This window comes from Geminicoccaceae bacterium, assembly GCA_020638465.1.
Taxonomy (GTDB): Bacteria; Pseudomonadota; Alphaproteobacteria; order Geminicoccales; family Geminicoccaceae; genus JAGREO01.
This window is the reverse complement of the sequence record JACKIM010000001.1, coordinates 1,050,525-1,068,448: the sequence shown is the minus strand read 5'-3', so window position 1 is coordinate 1,068,448 and position 17,924 is coordinate 1,050,525. Positions and strand designations below refer to the sequence as shown.

General features: G+C 61.2%; 16 protein-coding genes. 9 read left to right on the top strand and 7 right to left on the bottom strand.

The window, feature by feature from the left end; all coding sequences use genetic code 11:
* The first annotated feature begins 21 nt into the window (after positions 1-21).
* The 3 genes from H6851_05035 to H6851_05025 all read left to right on the top strand — a co-directional run bounded on the left by H6851_05035 (position 22) and on the right by H6851_05025 (position 5,093).
* Positions 22-2,880, top strand: coding sequence for a 2-oxoglutarate dehydrogenase E1 component (locus H6851_05035; GenBank protein ID MCB9942969.1), 2,859 nt, complete (start codon positions 22-24; stop codon positions 2,878-2,880).
* A gap of 49 nt (positions 2,881-2,929) precedes the next feature.
* A complete protein-coding gene (gene odhB, locus H6851_05030; protein MCB9942968.1) occupies positions 2,930-4,135 on the top strand; it encodes a 2-oxoglutarate dehydrogenase complex dihydrolipoyllysine-residue succinyltransferase in 1,206 nt (401 codons plus the stop codon).
* 97 nt (positions 4,136-4,232) lie between these two features.
* Positions 4,233-5,093: a metallophosphoesterase gene (locus tag H6851_05025; GenBank protein MCB9942967.1), complete on the top strand. Its 861-nt coding sequence runs from the start codon at positions 4,233-4,235 to the stop codon at positions 5,091-5,093.
* 27 nt (positions 5,094-5,120) lie between these two features.
* Here H6851_05025 and H6851_05020 read toward each other — a convergent pair whose 3' ends face one another.
* Together H6851_05020 and H6851_05015 are read right to left on the bottom strand one after the other, a co-directional pair.
* Positions 5,121-6,092, bottom strand: a complete 972-nt coding sequence (locus tag H6851_05020) for a threonine/serine dehydratase (protein ID MCB9942966.1) — start codon at positions 6,090-6,092, stop codon at positions 5,121-5,123.
* A gap of 200 nt (positions 6,093-6,292) precedes the next feature.
* A complete protein-coding gene (locus tag H6851_05015; GenBank protein ID MCB9942965.1) occupies positions 6,293-8,257 on the bottom strand; it encodes a lytic transglycosylase domain-containing protein in 1,965 nt (654 codons plus the stop codon).
* A 168-nt stretch (positions 8,258-8,425) separates the two neighbouring features.
* Between H6851_05015 and H6851_05010 the strand changes: the two genes are divergently transcribed.
* The 4 genes from H6851_05010 to H6851_04995 all read left to right on the top strand — a co-directional run bounded on the left by H6851_05010 (position 8,426) and on the right by H6851_04995 (position 11,750).
* Complete coding sequence (locus H6851_05010; GenBank protein ID MCB9942964.1) at positions 8,426-9,301, top strand: 4-hydroxy-tetrahydrodipicolinate synthase; 876 nt, start codon at positions 8,426-8,428, stop codon at positions 9,299-9,301.
* A 31-nt stretch (positions 9,302-9,332) separates the two neighbouring features.
* Entirely contained in the window at positions 9,333-9,809 is a 477-nt protein-coding gene (gene smpB, locus H6851_05005) for an SsrA-binding protein SmpB (protein MCB9942963.1), read from the top strand.
* 116 nt (positions 9,810-9,925) lie between these two features.
* Positions 9,926-10,804 (top strand): flagellar motor stator protein MotA, encoded by an 879-nt coding sequence (gene motA / locus H6851_05000; GenBank protein ID MCB9942962.1) that lies wholly within the window; start codon positions 9,926-9,928, stop codon positions 10,802-10,804.
* 7 nt (positions 10,805-10,811) lie between these two features.
* A complete protein-coding gene (locus H6851_04995) occupies positions 10,812-11,750 on the top strand; it encodes an OmpA family protein (protein ID MCB9942961.1) in 939 nt (312 codons plus the stop codon).
* A gap of 91 nt (positions 11,751-11,841) precedes the next feature.
* On the opposite strand, the gene H6851_04990 is transcribed toward H6851_04995, so the two are convergent.
* The 5 genes from H6851_04990 to H6851_04970 all read right to left on the bottom strand — a co-directional run bounded on the left by H6851_04990 (position 11,842) and on the right by H6851_04970 (position 16,151).
* Entirely contained in the window at positions 11,842-12,885 is a 1,044-nt protein-coding gene (locus H6851_04990; GenBank protein ID MCB9942960.1) for a substrate-binding domain-containing protein, read from the bottom strand.
* A 230-nt stretch (positions 12,886-13,115) separates the two neighbouring features.
* Positions 13,116-13,871 (bottom strand): hypothetical protein, encoded by a 756-nt coding sequence (locus H6851_04985; GenBank protein MCB9942959.1) that lies wholly within the window; start codon positions 13,869-13,871, stop codon positions 13,116-13,118.
* On the bottom strand, positions 13,868-14,341 hold the full coding sequence (locus H6851_04980) for a hypothetical protein (GenBank protein ID MCB9942958.1): 474 nt from the start codon (positions 14,339-14,341) through the stop codon (positions 13,868-13,870). Before H6851_04980 ends, H6851_04985 begins: the two co-directional genes overlap by 4 nt.
* On the bottom strand, positions 14,334-15,521 hold the full coding sequence (gene fliM, locus H6851_04975) for a flagellar motor switch protein FliM (protein ID MCB9942957.1): 1,188 nt from the start codon (positions 15,519-15,521) through the stop codon (positions 14,334-14,336). The genes H6851_04980 and fliM overlap by 8 nt, the downstream gene beginning before the upstream one ends.
* Positions 15,522-15,545: 24 nt before the next feature.
* Complete coding sequence (locus tag H6851_04970) at positions 15,546-16,151, bottom strand: flagellar basal body-associated FliL family protein (protein ID MCB9942956.1); 606 nt, start codon at positions 16,149-16,151, stop codon at positions 15,546-15,548.
* A gap of 222 nt (positions 16,152-16,373) precedes the next feature.
* Between H6851_04970 and flgF the strand changes: the two genes are divergently transcribed.
* Positions 16,374-17,096, top strand: a complete 723-nt coding sequence (flgF, locus tag H6851_04965) for a flagellar basal-body rod protein FlgF (GenBank protein MCB9942955.1) — start codon at positions 16,374-16,376, stop codon at positions 17,094-17,096.
* A gap of 42 nt (positions 17,097-17,138) precedes the next feature.
* Complete coding sequence (gene flgG, locus H6851_04960) at positions 17,139-17,924, top strand: flagellar basal-body rod protein FlgG (protein ID MCB9942954.1); 786 nt, start codon at positions 17,139-17,141, stop codon at positions 17,922-17,924.

The window sequence follows — 17,924 nt, the reverse complement described above, 5'->3', positions numbered from 1 at the left end:
GGGCCGAATATGGCGGGGACAATGGCTAAACGACGCGATCTGGAACAAACCTCCTTCCTGTACGGTGGAAACAGTTCGTTCATCGAGGACCTGTTTGCCCGCTACATCGACGATCCGGCATCGGTTGACGAGAGCTGGAGGGTATATTTCGATACCCTCGACGCCGGTGACCGCGCACTGTTCGAACAGGCTCGCGCCGCGCTGCTTCCACGGCATGGCGACATGGCGGACGCCGCCAATGCCAATGTGCCGGTCAGCCTGGGCCGGATTGGCGACAGTTCCGAGTTACGGTCGATCATTCGCGACCATCTGCGCGTCATCATGCTGATACGCGCCTATCGCGTGCGCGGCCATCTGGCATCGAAGCTCGATCCCCTGGGGCTCGCCATGAAGGACGAGCACCCCGAACTCGACTACCACTCCTACGGTTTCACGGATGCCGATCTCGACCGCGAGTTCTACCTCGACTACGTACTGGGACTGGAACAGGCTACACTCCGGCATGTTCTCGAAGTGGTCAAGAAAACATACAGTGGTACGGTTGGCATCGAATTCCTGCATATTCAGGATCCCGACCAGAAAAGCTGGATCCAGCAGACCATCGAGAATGCCGGGGGGACCTTCGACGCGGCTCCGGATGAAAAACGGGAAATCCTCGAACATCTGACCGAAACAGAAGGATTTGAGCAGTTTCTCCACGTCAAGTTTCCGGGCACCAAGCGTTTCGGGCTCGATGGCGGAGAAAGCGCCATTCCGGCACTGGAGACGATGATCCGTGCCTCGGCGGAGCTGGGTATCGAGGAAATCGTCGTCGGCATGCCGCATCGCGGCCGGCTGAACGTCCTGGCCAATGTCATGGGCAAGCCCTATTCGGCGATCTTCTCCGAATTTCAGGGTGGCGTGGTGACCGACGATGTTCTCGGATCGGGTGACGTCAAGTACCATCTGGGGACTTCCACCGATCGCGTGCTTCCCGATGGCCGGCAGATCCACCTTTCGCTGACGGCCAATCCATCGCATCTTGAGGCGGTGAACCCGGTCGTCATGGGCAAGGTCCGCGCGAAACAGCAGCAGAAGGGTGACACCGAGCGCGCCCGGGTCATGGGCGTCCTCCTGCATGGCGATGCCGCCTTCGCGGGTCAGGGCGTGGTCCATGAGTGCCTGGAGATGTCCGAGCTCAAGGGATATCGCGTTGGCGGGACCATCCACCTCATCGTGAACAACCAGATCGGCTTCACGACCAGCCCGGCCTATGCCCGTACCTCGCCCTACCCGTCCGATACGGCGCGTGGTGTGCAATGCCCGATTTTCCATGTCAATGGCGATGATCCTGTCGCAGTCACGCAGGTTGCGCGACTGGCGGTGGAATTTCGACAGAAGTTCAAGAAGGACGTGGTCATCGACATGTGGTGCTATCGCCGCCACGGTCACAACGAAGGCGATGAGCCGAGTTTCACCCAACCCTTGATGTACAAGCGCATCGCCCAGCATCCGACCGTACGGCAGGTCTATGCGCGCCGGCTGGAAGATGGTGGCATCGTGCCCAAGGGGTTTGGCCAGGAGCTGGTGGACAGTTTCAACAAGCAGCTCGATGCCGCCCATGACGCCGCCGGCAGCTACAAGAAGAACAAGACCGACTGGCTGGAAGGCGCATGGTCGGGTCTCAAGCCGCCACCGATCGACTACGAGCGCGGGAGCACGGCTTGCGAGGTCGAGCGCCTGCGCGAACTCGGCCTGATCATGACGGCCCTTCCGGAGACCCTGAATGTGCACCCGAGACTGAAGCGGGTGATTGGCCAGCGGCGCAAAGCTATCGAGGACGGCGAGGGGATCGACTGGGCAACCGGTGAGCATCTCGCCTTTGCCACCCTGCTTGCCGAGGGTTATCCGGTTCGCCTCTCCGGCCAGGATGTCGGACGCGGCACCTTCTCTCACCGGCATGCCGCGATCTATGACCAGAAGACCGAGGAAAAGTACTTTCCACTGCTGAACCTTGCCGAAAAGCAGGCGCATATCGAGGTGATCGACAGCTTTCTCTCCGAAGAGGGCGTACTCGGCTTCGAATATGGCTACAGCCTCGCCGATCCCAACTGCCTCACCATATGGGAGGCGCAGTTCGGCGACTTTGCCAATGGCGCGCAGGTCTATTTCGACCAGTTCATTTCCGCTGGCGAAAAGAAGTGGCAGCGTTTCTGCGGCCTGGTCTGCCAGCTGCCGCACGGATATGAAGGTCAGGGCCCCGAGCACAGTTCGGCCCGCCTCGAACGGTTCCTCCAGCTGTTCGCCGAGGATAACATCCAGGTCTGTTATCCGAGCACGCCGGCCAATCTCTTCCATATGCTGCGGCGGCAGCTGCATCGCAGTTTCCGCAAGCCGCTCATCGTCATGACGCCGAAATCGCTGTTGCGGCACAAGCGCTGCGTGTCCAGCCTCGCCGACATGGCGCCGGGCACGAGCTTCCACCGGGTGATGTGGGATACCCCGCCCGGGCCGGCCGATGCCGCCATCGAGCGGGTCGTGCTCTGCACCGGGAAGGTCTACTATGACCTGTTGCAGGCAAAGGAGGACCTCGGACTGAATGACAAGGTTACCCTGCTGCGACTGGAACAGATCGCGCCATTCCCCGAGAAGGTGCTGACGGAGGAACTTTCACGGTTCCCGCGCAATGCCCGTTTCGTGTGGTGCCAGGAGGAACCCCACAACATGGGTGCATGGTTCTTCGTGGCGCCGCTCATCGAACAGGTCATGAAGAACATCGGAGCATCACAGGACCGGTTGGTCTATGCCGGGCGCAAGGCTGCAGCCTCCCCTGCCACCGGTTTCCATGCCCAGCATGTCCGCGAGCAGGAAAAGCTCGTGAACGACGCCTATACACTTTAATTTGGCTTCGGCCTGTGACCCGGGCACCGGCCTTCGAGGAGAGCGCAGCATGAGTGTCGAGATCAAGGTACCCACCCTCGGTGAATCGGTGACCGAAGCGACGGTGGCCCGGTGGATGAAGAAAGCCGGTGACGCCGTTGCCGTCGACGAGCCCGTTGTCGAGCTGGAGACCGACAAGGTCAGCCTTGAGGTGCCCTCGCCCGTTGCGGGGATGATCGAGGAAATCCTGGTCGAGGAGGGTTCCGACGTCGAGGTCGGCGCCCTGCTCGGACGGATCAAGGAGGGGGCCGCCGGGGCCGCAGCACCCGCTCCAGCCCCTGAACCCGAGCCGGCAACGGCCGCCGGGGCGGAAAGTTCCGCGGCGTCATCCTCCTCGGGCGGCGTCGGCCCGGCGGCACGCAAGATTGCCGACGAAAAGGGCGTCGATCTGGCGAAGGTGTCCGGAACCGGCCCCAAGGGGAACGTGACCAAGGGTGATGTGCTGCAGGCATCGGCTTCCCCCGCGGCAACCAGCGCCTCCGGCAAGGCCGCGGCCCCGGTTGTCTCAGGTGGCGGGCGCGAGGATCGGGTGAAGATGACCCGCCTGCGCAAGCGCATCGCCGAACGCCTCAAGGAAGCACAGAACACGGCAGCCATGCTGACCACCTTCAACGAGGTGGACATGACTGCGGTGATGGAACTCCGTTCCCGATATCAGGACAGTTTCGTCAAGAAACACGGCATCAAGCTGGGTTTCATGTCATTCTTCGTCAAGGCCTGTGTGGATGCGCTGCGGGCTTATCCCGCAGTCAACGCGGAAATCGACGGAGACGAGATCGTCTACAAGCATTTCTATGATATCGGCGTGGCCGTCAGCTCGTCATCGGGGCTGGTGGTGCCGGTGGTACGGGGTGCCGACAGGCTCGGTCTCGCAGGCATCGAGGAGAGTATCGCCGATCTCGGCACGCGCGCCCGCGACGGCAAGCTCTCCATGGAGGAGCTGAACGGCGGCACCTTCACCATCACCAATGGCGGCATCTTCGGTTCGATGATGTCCACGCCGATCCTCAATCCGCCTCAGGTGGGCATTCTCGGAATGCATAATATCGTCCAGCGGGCGATGGTCATGCCCAGTGGCGAGATCAAGGCGCGGCCGATGATGTATCTCGCACTCTCCTACGATCACCGGATCATCGACGGCAAGGAAGCGGTGAGTTTCCTCGTGCGGGTCAAGCAATGCATCGAGGACCCCCAGCGCATGCTGATCGACGCCTGAAGTCTTGTCAGGCAAGCGAAAGGCCGGACCTGAGCGATCCGGGTCCGGTCTGACCCGTCGGCAGGTCCTGGCCGGGATTGCCATTCCCGGTCTGGTGATGGGGACATACGGTACATTGGTGGAGCCGTTTCTGCGGCTTCATGTGAAACGATACGCACCGGATCTGCCGCGCTGGCCGAAAGAACTGCAATTGCGCGCGGCGATCATTGCCGACCCTCACCTCAACAAGCCATTCATGCCCGGCCGCTGGTTTCGCCGCATCATCGCCCGCACCAATGCGCTCAAACCGGACATCGTGTTCCTGCTCGGGGATTACGCGTCGGGCCTGAGCATCAATTACAGGGAATACAGCTTTCGCGCCGTGGCGGAGATGTGCGCGGAGTTCAGGTCGCCGCTTGGCACCATTGCAGTCATGGGGAATCATGACTGGTGGGCCGACACCTTTGCCCCCAAGACCCGAAAGGGTCCCTTGGTGATCCAGAAGGAAATGGGCAAGGTGGGCATTACCTCACTGGAGAATGACGCGGTTCGGCTGGAAAAGGACGGCCACCCCTTCTGGGTCGCCGGCCTCGGCGACCAGCTCGCATTTCCCGACAACAAGGGAGGTTATGAAGGTGTGGACGACCTCCCGGCCACGGTGGCAAGCATCACCGATGACGCGCCGGCAATCCTGCTGGCCCATGAACCCGACATTTTCCCGAAAGTCTCCGACCGGTTTTCGATTACCCTGAGCGGACATACCCATGGCGGGCAGATCGCCATCGCCGGATATGCGCCATTCGTCCCGTCACGCTACGGCCAACGTTACCGTTACGGCCACATCGTCGAAGATGATCGCCACCTGATCGTATCTGCCGGACTGGGATGTACGGGCATACCGGTACGCATCGGCGTGCCGCCTGAAATCGTGCTGCTGGAGCTGGGAGGCGAGGCCGTCCGCAAGCCTGGCGTTGCCTGACGGCCAGCCGCGTCACTGACCCGAAGGTCAGCAGGACTGTTCGACCAGACAGGTGCGATAGAGGTCCGGATCGACATTGCCGCCCGACAGGACGACAAGTGTAACGCGGCCCCTGCAGTCATGCCTGCCCGACAAGGCGGCGGCAAGGGCCACGGCACCGCCCGGTTCGACCACGACCTTCAGGCGATCGAAGGCCAGACGCATCGCCATGCGAACCTCGTCGTCGCTCACGGCATAGCCGGAGCGGACCAGCCTGCTGTTGATCGCGAAGGTCAGTTCACCGGGCATGGGAGCGAGAAGTGCATCGCAGATGGAATGTGCCGACCCGTCGACCTTTTCACGATGGCCAGATTCAAGCGAGCGCCGGTGGTCGTCGTAACCCGCAGGTTCGCTGGTATGAACGGCAATGTCGGGAAAGGCATGGGTGAGCGCTATGGCGCAACCGGCGGTGAGCCCTCCCCCACCGGCACAGACAATCGCAGCGTCCGGCTCCACGCCCAGATCACGAGCCTGCCGCGCCATCTCCAGCCCGACGGTCCCCTGCCCGGCAATGACGTGCGGGTCGTCATAGGGCTTGACGAGGACAGCCCCGGTTTCACGGGAAATATCCTCGCCGATAGCCTCCCGCACCTCATGATATCGGTCGTAGGTTCGCAATCCGGCTCCGTACGCCCGTGTGTTCTCCTGCTTGATACGCGGTGCATCCGACGGCATGATGATGGTTGCGGTCTTACCCAGCAGTCTGGCGGCGAGGGCAACCCCTTGCGCATGATTGCCCGACGAAAAGGCCACCACCGATGGTTCGGCGACCGTGGAAATCCTGTTGAACGCACCGCGGAATTTGAACGAGCCGGTGCGTTGCAGCGGTTCGGCCTTGACCAGCAACCGGCCTCCGGCCCGTTCATTCAGGAACGGATCTTCCAGCAGGGGCGTTACGACCGCCTGACCTTCGAGGCGTGCGGCAGCGTCGAGAACATCGTCGAATGTTACGGGCAACATGGTGTCAGCTTTCAGCAGGGTTTCCACCTGTCATCGTGAAGCAGTCCCGGAACCGGTGCAAGTGCCCACAGGGTCATGACGGGCAGCCGCTCGACGACCCGCACGCCATCCTGCGCGCCATGTGCACTGTTGCAACCGGGCGACAGGTATCCACGCAACAAAGACACAGGTGTACATGGCCTTGAATACGGCGCGCACCTTCAGGAGTCGCCCGGCTTCGCCCCGGGTACGGGTGGCGGCACCATGGGGCCGCGATCGACGACCGGACTGATTTTCCAGCCGCCCCCTTCCTTGAGCAACCGGTGATAGACCCGGAAGCCCTCGACGACCCGCTGGACATAATTGCGGGTTTCGCTGAAGGGGATCTTCTCGATCCAGTCGATACGATCGTGTTCACTCATCCCGCGCGGATCGCCGAACTCCTCGACCCAGCGACGGACACGGTTGGGCCCCGCATTGTAGGCGGCGGCAACCATTTCATTCGAGTTCCCGTATTGCCGCAGCAATCCCTTGAGGAAATGTGCGGCGAGCAGGGCATTGTAGTCGGGGTCGGTCGTGAGCCTTGCCGGAACGAAGGGCAGATTGTTGATCCTTGCGACATGGCGGGCCGTGGATGGCATCAACTGCATGAGGCCCATCGCCCCTGCCACACTGAGCGCGTCCGTGTTGAAATGACTCTCCTGCCGGGCGATCGCCAGCATCAGCGCGGACGGTGGGCCATTTCGCGGAGGGTCCAGCAGGGTCGGAACCTGAACGACCGGATAGGTGGCGATCGGGTCCAGCAGATCGGACCGCACAGCCCGCTTGCCCAGGCGGATGGTCAGATCCGGGCGACCGCAACTGGCGGCCTCACGCAGGGCGATGATCGGATCATCCGGCTGAAGTTCGAGGATCTTCTGCCAGAACGCCAGCGCATAAAGGGGGGCATCGGCATGACAGAGCATGCGACCGATTTCGAGCAGCTCGCGGATGTCACTGGTGGGAGGATGATCGGCGGCCTGCGTGCCGATGTTGATGAGTGGCTGCTCGCGCCCCAGCTCGATGGCGGCCTCCTGGCCATAGAAGGTGGTCGCGAACACCGCGGCACGACCGTACCAGTCCTTCGCCGCAGCCTTGTCGCCGGTAGCGAAGGCCGCCCTGCCCGCCCAATAGGCGGCACGAGACGAACTTATCGGTGTAGAGACTTTCGCCGCCAGATTGGAGAAACGGGTGAGCGCCTCCTGCGGCTTGCCGGCAAATCGCAGTGCCAGCCAGCCCGCCAGCCATTCCGCCTCGGCAAAGGGCAGCCCATCCGTCTGACCATGCAGGCGAGCCAGGCGGAAGGCGGAATCATAGCGCTTTTCCGCCATGAGCTCGCGAATCTGATAGGAACGCTCGGTCCACCAGACCTCGGGTCGCACAAGATCCGCCGGCGGATGCATGAGCATGGCCCGCGCGTCGTTGTCGCGGCCCTTCCGCCTGCGCCAACGCAGCCGGTCGAAGGTCAGGCCCGGATCGTCGCGATACTGGCGGGGCACGCGGTTGATGGCGGCATCGACACCTGCGTCCATGAGCTGCAACTTCATGCGGGCCTCGGCGAGCCGGCGATATCCGTCGGGAACGAGCCGCAACATTCGCCGGGCCGCCGAGAGATGGCGCTCCCAAAGCAGGAAGTCGAGACGGGCCTCGTGGTCCTCGGTGCGCAGATCATCACCGAACCGGGACAGAATAATATCCTCAAGGCTGTCACGCACGACCCCGGTCCGCCAGAGATGGCGGATCATGTCCCGCGCCTTGTCTGCCCGCCCCGCCTTCTCCCAGACGACTGCCAGCGCCACGGTTCCGTCACCGAGCAGCGGGCCGCGCGTATCCAGCACCCGCTGAGCCGCCTTCTCATTGCCATCCAGGCTCATGGATTCCTCCATGCGCACCTGGATCCGGTCGAGACGCGGCCAGTAAGGGTGGCGCTCGATGAAATCGGCATAATCCCCGATGGAGTGGTCGACCTCCTGATCGAGCAGGAGGCGCCATCGGACGTATTCGGCCGCGGCGGGATTGGAGATCATCTCCGCGTGGCGCATGGCTAGCCCTCCGTCTCCGGAGGACAGGGCCGAAAGGGCACGATGCAGATGGTGGGCATCCACATCGACGCGCGGTTCGGCGTGGGCAACCGAACCACTCAGCATCGACAGGATTACCAGGGCGGGCCAGCAGGATTTGGTCAAAGCTCGGTCAATCGGGCTCATTGGTGTGTCTGAGGGGAATTTCAGCGGTGTTGCCGCCTTGCCGCGCGAATAAGCGGCCACTATGGTGCGACGAACGATGATCATGATCAACACTTAGGGTGGAACAAGATGTTCCGTGGTTCGATTGTGGCGCTTATCACGCCCTTCCGCAACGGCTCGGTCGATGAAGCCGCGCTTCGTGACCTGGTTGAGTGGCACATTGCCGAGGGAACCCATGGCTTCGTGCCGACGGGAACGACCGGGGAAAGCCCGACCCTGTCGCATGACGAGCACGACCGTGTCATCGAGGTAACCATCGAGGTGGTCAACGGCCGCAGGCCGGTCATCGCCGGAACGGGCTCGAACTCGACAGCGGAGGCCATCCGGCTGACCCGGCATGCCGAGCATGCCGGAGCCGATGCCGCTCTCGTTGTAACCCCTTACTACAACAAACCCACGCAGGCGGGCCTCTTTGCGCATTACCAGGCCATCCACGATGCAACCGACATACCCATCATCATATACAACATCCCGGGACGTTCGGTTATCGATATGTCGCCGGAAACAATGGGAAAATTAGCCGCATTACCCCGGATCGCCGGTGTGAAGGACTCGTCGGGCGATATCGTCCGACCGCTGGAAACCCATGCCGCGTGCGGTGCGGATTTCTGCCAGCTCACCGGCGAGGACGGAAACGTGATCGCGTTCCTGGCGCATGGCGGCGGCGGCGCCATCTCGGTGACGGCCAATGTCGCGCCGCGGTTGTGCTCGCAGATGCATACGGCATGGCAGGAAGGGCGACATGACGAGGCGCTCGCCATCCAGCGCAGATTGTTGCCGCTTCACAACGCCCTGTTCTCCGAAACCAGTCCCGGCCCGATCAAATATGCCGTCAGTCGACTTGATCGCTGCAGCAATGAACTGCGCCTGCCGATGGTTCCGGCGAGCGATGCATGCAAGGCCCGTGTTGACGCAGCCATGATCCATGCCGGGCTCCTGAACTGAATCCGGCACCACGCCCGAAGGTTTTCCATCAATGAGCAAGGAAAAGCCGCGTTTTCGCGACATTGCGAGAAATCGACGGGCATTTCACGATTATTTCATCGAGGAGCGACATGAAGCCGGCCTGGTTCTGACGGGCACGGAAGTGAAGTCGCTTCGCGAAGGACGCGCAACCATCAACGAGGCCCACGCCGGCGAGATGGGCGGTGAGCTGTATCTGTTCAACGCATACATCCCCGAGTTTCATGGTGGAAACCGGTTCAATCATGAGACGCGGCGACCTCGCAAATTGCTGCTCAAACGACGCGAAATGGCTTCCCTCTTCGGCGCCGTGCAGCGCAAGGGCATGACAATCGTCCCGCTTTCGCTCTATTTCAACAAGCGTGGCTTCGCCAAGTGCGAACTGGGCGTGGCGCGCGGCAAGAAGGAATACGACAAGCGCGCAACCCAGAAGGATCGCGACTGGCAACGTGAAAAGCAGCGATTGCTGCGCCATTCCACGCGCGACTGACGGACGGGATCGCCTTGCCGCCAGGCTCGCGGCGTTTCGTTCGCTTTCTCCACTTACCGATTGTTAACCACCACCCCGTATAACCGGTTCAAACGGTTGTTCGAGTTGGGATCGGCATGCTCGCCATCATTGGCATACTCTGCGTTATCGGCCTCGTTTTCGGCGGCTATTTTCTGGCCGGTGGCAAGTTCGGCATCATCATCAAGGCCATGCCCTTCGAGTTGATGATGATTGGCGGAGCGGCTGTCGGCACGTTCTTCATCGCCAATGGTGGAGGTGTGCTCAAGGGAGCCCTCGGCGACCTGAAGCATGTCTTCAGCGGCCCGAAATGGAAGAAGGACGACTATCGCGATCTGTTGTCCCTGATGTACATGATCATCAAGCTGCTGAAGACCAAGGGCGTTCTCGTTCTGGAACCGCATCTCGACAATCCCCACGAGAGTACGCTCTTCTCCAAGTTTCCCAAGATCCAGCACGACCATTTCGCACTCGATTTCATCGCCGACACGCTGCGCATGATGACCATGAGCATGGACGATCCCTATCAGGTCGAAGACTGCATGCAGCGACAGCTGAAGAAGCATCACAACGAGCTCCATGCCCGCGGTGCAGCACTTCAGAACATCGCCGACGGCCTGCCGGCACTCGGCATCGTCGCCGCCGTGCTCGGCATCGTGAAGACGATGGGCGCGATCGACCAGCCGGTGGAGGTTCTGGGCGGCATGATCGGCGGCGCTCTCGTCGGTACCTTCATGGGGGTCTATCTGGCCTATGGCTTTATCGGTCCGATGACCGCCCGCCTCAACCAATGCTATGAGCAGGATGGTCAGTTCTATTACATCATCCGCGAATGTCTGGTCGCCTACCTGCAGGGACATTCGGCGCCGATCGCCGTGGAACTCGCCCGTGGCAACGTCCCGTCCGAACTTCAGCCCAGCTTCCATGAACTGGACGAGGTTCTCAACGAGCTGCCTGCCGATCCTCTCGCAGGGTGATTGAACCATGTCGAACCAGCAGGCTCCGATCATCATCAAGAAGGTCATCGAGGAAGGTGGCCACGGCCATCACGGCGGTGCCTGGAAAGTTGCCTATGCCGACTTCGTGACGGCGATGATGGCGTTTTTCCTCATGCTCTGGCTTCTCAGTTCCGCCAGCGAGGAGACCCTCAAGGGTCTTGCCCAGTATTTCAGCGAAGCCGATCAGAACTCCGGCGAACCCGGTGGTATTGGCGGTTTCCTCGACGGCACCTCGATCACCAGCCCGCAGATCGTGGTCACCGCCCCCGTGTCGCCATTCAGCATGGACAACATGGCCCAGCCGAACCAGGCGGATCAGGATGCCGACCACTTCGAGATGGATTTCTCCTCCTCGTCGTTGACGATGGATCAGGATCTGAGCGGTCTTGCCAGCGAAGAGGCGATGGCTGCAGCGGCCCAGCGACGCGAGGACGAGCAGTTCGATACGGCTCGCGCGGCCATCATACAGCAGCTCAACAGCAAGCCCGAACTGGCGGAATATGCCGACAGTCTCATGATCGACCAGACCGAAGACGGACTTCGCATCCAGATTGTCGATCAGGCGCAGACAGCGATGTTCCCCGCTGGCAGCGCACAAATGTTCGACCACACGAAGAAACTCATCGACGTGGTCGTTCAGGCGATCAGGAACCTGCCGCAAAAGCTGTCGATTCGAGGACATACCGATTCGACGCCATTTGCTCCCGGTGTCGACAATGACAATTGGCGATTATCGTCAGCGCGGGCCAATGCCACCCGTTCCGCCCTCGTGTCCTCCGGTCTCGATCCTTCGCGCATAGCCGAGGTCGTTGGCAAGGCCGACAGCGACCACCTGCTCGACGAGGCTCCCAACGATCCCCGCAATCGGCGGATCTCGCTGGTCCTGCTGCGCAACAGCCTGACCACCTCGCACAACAACCGGTAATCGCCAGAATCGGACGATCGACGGATGGACAATGAAGCCGGTCCATCATGATGTCCAAGGACCCCGAAAAGCCGACACGGCTCCCCATCCCTCAGGTAGCGGGTACCCGGCTGACAGACCGTCGCTGGACCAACTCGACCGGCATCACGACCTCGCGCACATCGTCAGCATTGCCGCGCACGCGCTCGAGCAGCATCGAGGCGACCTGGATGCCTCCATCGCGGATCGAGGATTGCAATGCGGTCAACGGGGGATCGAAAAATTCGGCTCGCAGATAGGGTGCCCGGTCATCATGGACGATGAGGGAATAGTCCCGCGGACAGGCCAGCCCCCGCTCCCGCCCCGCGCGCATCAGTCCCAGCGCCACATAAAGGCTGAGACACAGGAAGGCGCTCGGTCGCTCACCGGCAGGCATGTCGAAATAGCGCCCACCTGCCTCATGGCCCAGTTTTTCGGTCATGAGACCGTAAAACACGTTTTCAGCAGGCAATGACAGACCTTCGGCGGCCAGTGCGGAACGTGTGCCCGACAGGCGGTCGCTTGCAAAGCGTGCATCCGGTGTCCCCCCGATGAAGGCCAGATTGCGGTGACCGAACCCGAGCAGCAACCGCGTTGCCTGTTCGAAGCCGCCGAAATTGTCGATGTCGTAATAGGAATATCGCGCCTTCACATCGGTCCGGCCGTGCAACACGAAGGGAAATCGCTGGCGGGCCAGTTCCATCACCCGGGGATCGGCCAGCGAGGGAGCACTGACGATGAAACCGTCGACGGTCTTTTGCGCGATGGCCCGGCGATAGGTCTCGACCTCATCCCCGCGCCCGCTGGCGAAAAGCGTGAGATCGACGTCCAGCGTGGCCAGATGTGCGCTCACGCCGTCGAGGAACTCGGCCAGCAGCGGATCGATGAAACCCTTGTCTTCCTTTTGCAGGACCAGACCGATCGCGCCGACAACGCCATGCGCAAGGCGCTTGGCTGACAGATTGGGACGATAGCCGAGTTCGCCCGCAAGCTTTTCCACCCGCTTGCGGGTCATTTCATTGACTTCCGGGAAACCATTGAGGGCACGGCTCACCGTTGTGGGTGACAGATCGAGCGCCTTCGCAAGTTCGCGCAACGTGATCACCGATCGGGTCATGGATCCTGACAATCCGTATCGTCCAAAGCTGTCGCCAGTTCTTCGGTAGCTGGGCCGATATGGAAGGAAAATTCGTCCGAATCAACGAATTATCCACGCAAGCCCATGCAGGACCGTATTATCGGGGCTGAGTATACAAGCCAAGGCGGGTCGATCAATTTGCCGTCAGATGGAACCCTTCCCCATGACATGGAATATTGACCGACAACAATGCGGAACATTCCGTCACGTCATGGCCCGAGAACCGGCAGGCTTTTCTGTCTGGCGAGTTCGGTCGTGAGATAACGAGCGCGATCCGGGTTCATCTTGGCCATGATCGCCGCGAGCTTGGCTTCGCGCATGCGCACGGAGACACCCAGCAGCACCTCGGGGTCAAGACGATCGAAGATGACCGCAGCATCCTTTCCCTTCATCTTTTCGTAGACGGTCACCAGTTGCTGCAATCTTGCCTCCTCGTCGGCCTCGACTTGCTTGATCATGCCGGCGATTTCCTGACGCAGCTTCTCCAGGCGGTCGAGCTGCTCGTCCAGCTTCGCCCGGGTTGCCACCATGGTCTCTTCGCGCATGGCCATGTCAGCCTCGCGCTTCTCGATGGCCTCGCGCCTGCGTTTCAGATCGACAGCGACATCTTCGAGAGCCTTGGTCGATGAGAGATCCAGGGTGCGCTCACGCGGCTCAAGCAGCCCGCGATCGGGGTTCGCGACCCGGTCAGCCTCCTGCACCGCCGCATCCCCACCGGCCGCGGGCTCGACCGCTGTCCACCAGTCATCGAGCGCCGCCGGCCGCTCTTCATCCTGCATCTCGGCTTCGACAGGCGATGGTTCCGTTGCCGCCTGCTCTTCGACAGGTGGGGCTGCCGGCCACACGAAGCCGGACAGGGTCTGGGCCAGAACCAGCATGGCCACGACCACTGTCGCCACCAGAATGGCGGTGTCCGGCGCCGGCCTGGTAAAGGCTATCCATTCACGAAAGCGCCCCGCAATCATTGAACCCGCTCAAGTGCTGCCAGCATCTCCTGACGGGTGAGCAATTCGGAGAGCCCTTCAGCCGGTTGAACATGCGCCCGGGCGGATTCAGCGGTCCTGCGGGACTGGCCGATCCCCGGTGCCGGTGAACGTCCTGCCTTCGCCTGCCCGCGTTCCCCCGGTACCCCGGCAGCTTCGAGCTTCATGGCAATCTGGCTTGACCGCGCCATCAGCTCACGCAATTCCTGTGCCCGGCGCGCAACCATCGCTTCCTGTTCGCGCGCGCGCTGCTCGGCGTTCAACGTCGCCCGCCGCATGTCGATGATGCTCTTTTCGGCAAGCTGCGTTGCCTCGTTCAGGGCAAGGATCAACTCGCGCATTTCGCTCTGGTCGCTGCGAAGTCGGGAAAGTCGGCGATTGATGACCATGCACCAGATGACTGTCGTCAGCAGCAGGCACGCCAGCAACCCTTGGGTAATATTCTCAATCACGCTGTTGTGGCCCCAATCGTTGTAGTGTTTCCTCGATTTCGATCGCCATGTGATCGCCGATCTTGCCCACGCGCCCCTTGAGCATGGGAACATTGCCGCAGCGCACCGTTACCTGACTGTTGTCACGCGCGTTCAGCGGCAGGATCGTGCCGACCTCCCAGCGGGTCACGTCGTGCAAGGTGACCAGTTGTTCATCCAGGACGGCTTCGAGGTCGACATCGGTAACGAGAATTTCGCGTGCGAGATGGTTTTCCCAGATGGAATCGCGGCCGAATTTCTCGCCCATGAACATCTGCAACAGGAGATCGCGTGCGGGTTCGAGAGTGGCATACGGGATGAGGAATTCCACGCTTCCGCCACGATCCTGCACATCGATCCGAAGTTTGAATACCACACAGGCATTTCCCGGACGGGCGATTGCCGCAAACCGTGGATTTGTCTCCATGCGATCGAAGCGGAACTGCACGGGCGTGATCGGTGCAAACGCCGAACTCAGATCGGCGAGGATCAGGCGAATCAGCCGCTCGACCAGAGAGGCTTCGATTGTGGTGTAGGGCCGGCCCTCGACACGCATGGGGATCGTGCCTCTTCGACCACCAAGCAGAACATCAACAATCGAATAAATCATCGGACTATCGACAGTGATCAGACCGAAGTTATCCCACTCCACCGCCTTGAAGACCGAGATCAGGGCCGGCAACGGTACCGAGTTGAGATAGTCGCCGAAGCGTTGGGCCGTGATGTTCTCCAGGTTGATGTCGACATTCTCGGATGTGAAATTGCGCACACTTGTGGTGAGCATCCGTTCGAGCCGATCGAACACCACTTCGAGCATCGGCAGACGCTCGTAACTGATGTCGTTCGAATTGATGATGGCAAGAATGCCCGAGCGTTCCTTGGGCGCACTGTCGTCAGAGAAGCCCAGCAGGCTGTCGATCTCGTTCTGGTTCAGTTCCCGACCGGTCGAACTTGCCTCATCGGCAGAAGTTTCCGTGTTGGCAGACCCGAGATCATCCGACTGGAGCACGCTTGCCCAGCTGGATGCGAGTTCGTCCTCACCTCCGGCACCGGCCTCGCCTTCGCCACCCTCTTCGCCATCGGCGCCAGCCATGGCCGCCCATTCGGCCGCCATCGCATCCTGATCGACTGCGTCGCCTTCCTCATCGTTGCCCGGAGCCATCGAAAACCTACCCCAACCTTGCGGTTACTGGACCAGCATCTCTTTGACGAGCAGGTCATCGATACGTTCGGGTGCCACGGCATGATTGATGCGCGCCATGAGCTCCTCCTTGAGCTTCTGCATGCCGGTCGATCCCTTGATCTCGTCGATCGTCAATGCACGCAGATACATCTGGAAGCTGTCCATGATCCGCGGCGTCAGAGCCTGCACCTTCTGTGCGACCGATGTGTTCTCGGTTTCGAGCGCAACCCGCAGCTTGAGAAACCGCATGCGGCTGGAATTGGACTGGAGATTCACAAGGACGTCGGGCATGTCGACGAATACCACCCCTGCCTCCGCGCCACCTTCGGCCGGAGCTCCATGACCTTCGGCAGCGGCTTTGCCATGTCCGCCCCCCTCATCGGCCTTCGCCTCACCATGAGCATCCGCGGCAACCTCCTCGCCGTGGGCCGCGTCTTCTCCGGCATGGGCTTCGGCCGCCTCCTGCGAGCCGCCGAACAATCCAAGGAAGTAAGCCGCAGCGCCCCCGCCACCGCCAAGCACGAGCAGGCCGGCAACCGCAATGATGATCAGCTTGAGCTTGCCCCCCTTCTTCCCGCCATCTTCTTCCTCACCGTTTTCCTCGGCCATGATAACCGCTCTCCTTGCATCTCTTCCGCAACGCGGAGATTGCTAACATGGACATGGTTAACGTTTCCTTTCAAACCCGATACGAACGTGCCCACCCGGCAATTCCTGCCCGGTAATTCCTGCCATTCCGGACCGATCCGGAAGAAAATCTTCGGTTGAAGGGCATGTCGCCGCGGTTGGCATGAAACCTGCTTGAAGTCCTGCAGCACAAGCGGGACTCCCATGGAAAACACTTCCTACATCGCCTTGAGCCGCCAGATGGCGTTGCAGAACAAGATGACAGTGGTCGCCGGCAACATCGCCAACATGGCCAGCACCGGCTTCAAGGCCGAACATGTCAATTTCGACGCGCTCATCACCGACGCAGACAAGGCGGGCGACATCGGTTTTGTTCAGGACAACGGCCGGACGAGGGACCTCTCGCCCGGAGAGCTTTCCACGACCGGAAATCCTCTCGATATCGCGATCGATGGTCCGGGCTACCTGTCCGTCGGCACATCGCAGGGCGTCACCTATACCCGGGATGGTCATCTCTCGCTCAACAGTCTGGGTGAACTGGTCAATGCCGATGGCGATCCCGTCCTCGACGACGGCGGTGCCGCCATCGCCATTCCGGCCGGCAGTGGTGCCATCACCATCGCCGCCGATGGAACGGTCTCGACCGAACTCGGCATCGCCGGCCGGCTGCAGCTGGTGAATTTCGCCGATGAACAGGACATGGACCGCGCCGGTCACAACAGTTTCAAGACGACCCAGACAGCCATCCCCGTGGAAAATCCGCAGTTCGTCCAGGGGAACCTCGAATCATCCAACGTGAACGCAATTCTGGAAATGACCGACATGATGGAAACGCTGCGGGCGTTTCAGGAGACCCAGAAGTTCATCGAGACCCAGCACGACCTGACACGGCGTTCGGTCGAGCAGATGCTCGATACCGAAGCCTGATTGCACCGATCAAATCCGAACAAGACGGAATAGGGGGTTCCCATGCGCTCATTGAATGTCGCCGCAACGGGCATGATGGCCCAGCAGCTCAATGTCGAGGTCATCTCGAACAATGTCGCGAACATGACCACGACGGGATACAAGCGCCGACGGCCGGAATTCCAGGATCTGCTCTACCAGAGCCAGCGCCGCATCGGTGCGGAGTCTTCCGACACCGGAACAGTCGTCCCGGCGGGCGTGCAACTCGGTCTCGGCGTGAAGACTGCCGCCGTCTACCGGATTCACGAGCAGGGCGACGTCCTCAACACCGAGAACAAACTCGATCTCGCCATTCAGGGCGACGGGTTTTTCATCGTCGACATGCCCAATGGCGACACGGCCTATACGAGGTCGGGCAATTTCCAGCTCAGCCCCGATGGTGTCATCGTGAACGCCGATGGATATGAAATCAGCCCCGGCCTGACAGTTCCCGCCGACACCGTCGAGCTAACGATCAATGCCGAGGGCTATGTGTCGGCCAAGGTGCAGGGACAGATCGCCCCGGTCAGCGTCGGCCAGTTCGACCTCGCGAGTTTCGTGAACCCGGCCGGCCTTGAAGCGATCGGAAACAATTTCCTCCTGGAGACACCGGCATCGGGTCCCGCCACCATCGGCAATCCCGGCACGGATGGCTTCGGAACCGTGTTGCAAGGCTTTCTCGAGGGTTCCAACGTGAATCCGGTCCAGGAAATCACGGCGCTGATCACGGCCCAGCGGGCCTACGACCTCAATTCGAAGGTCATCTCCGCATCCGATGAAATGATGGCGGCCGTGGCCCAGCTGCGTTGA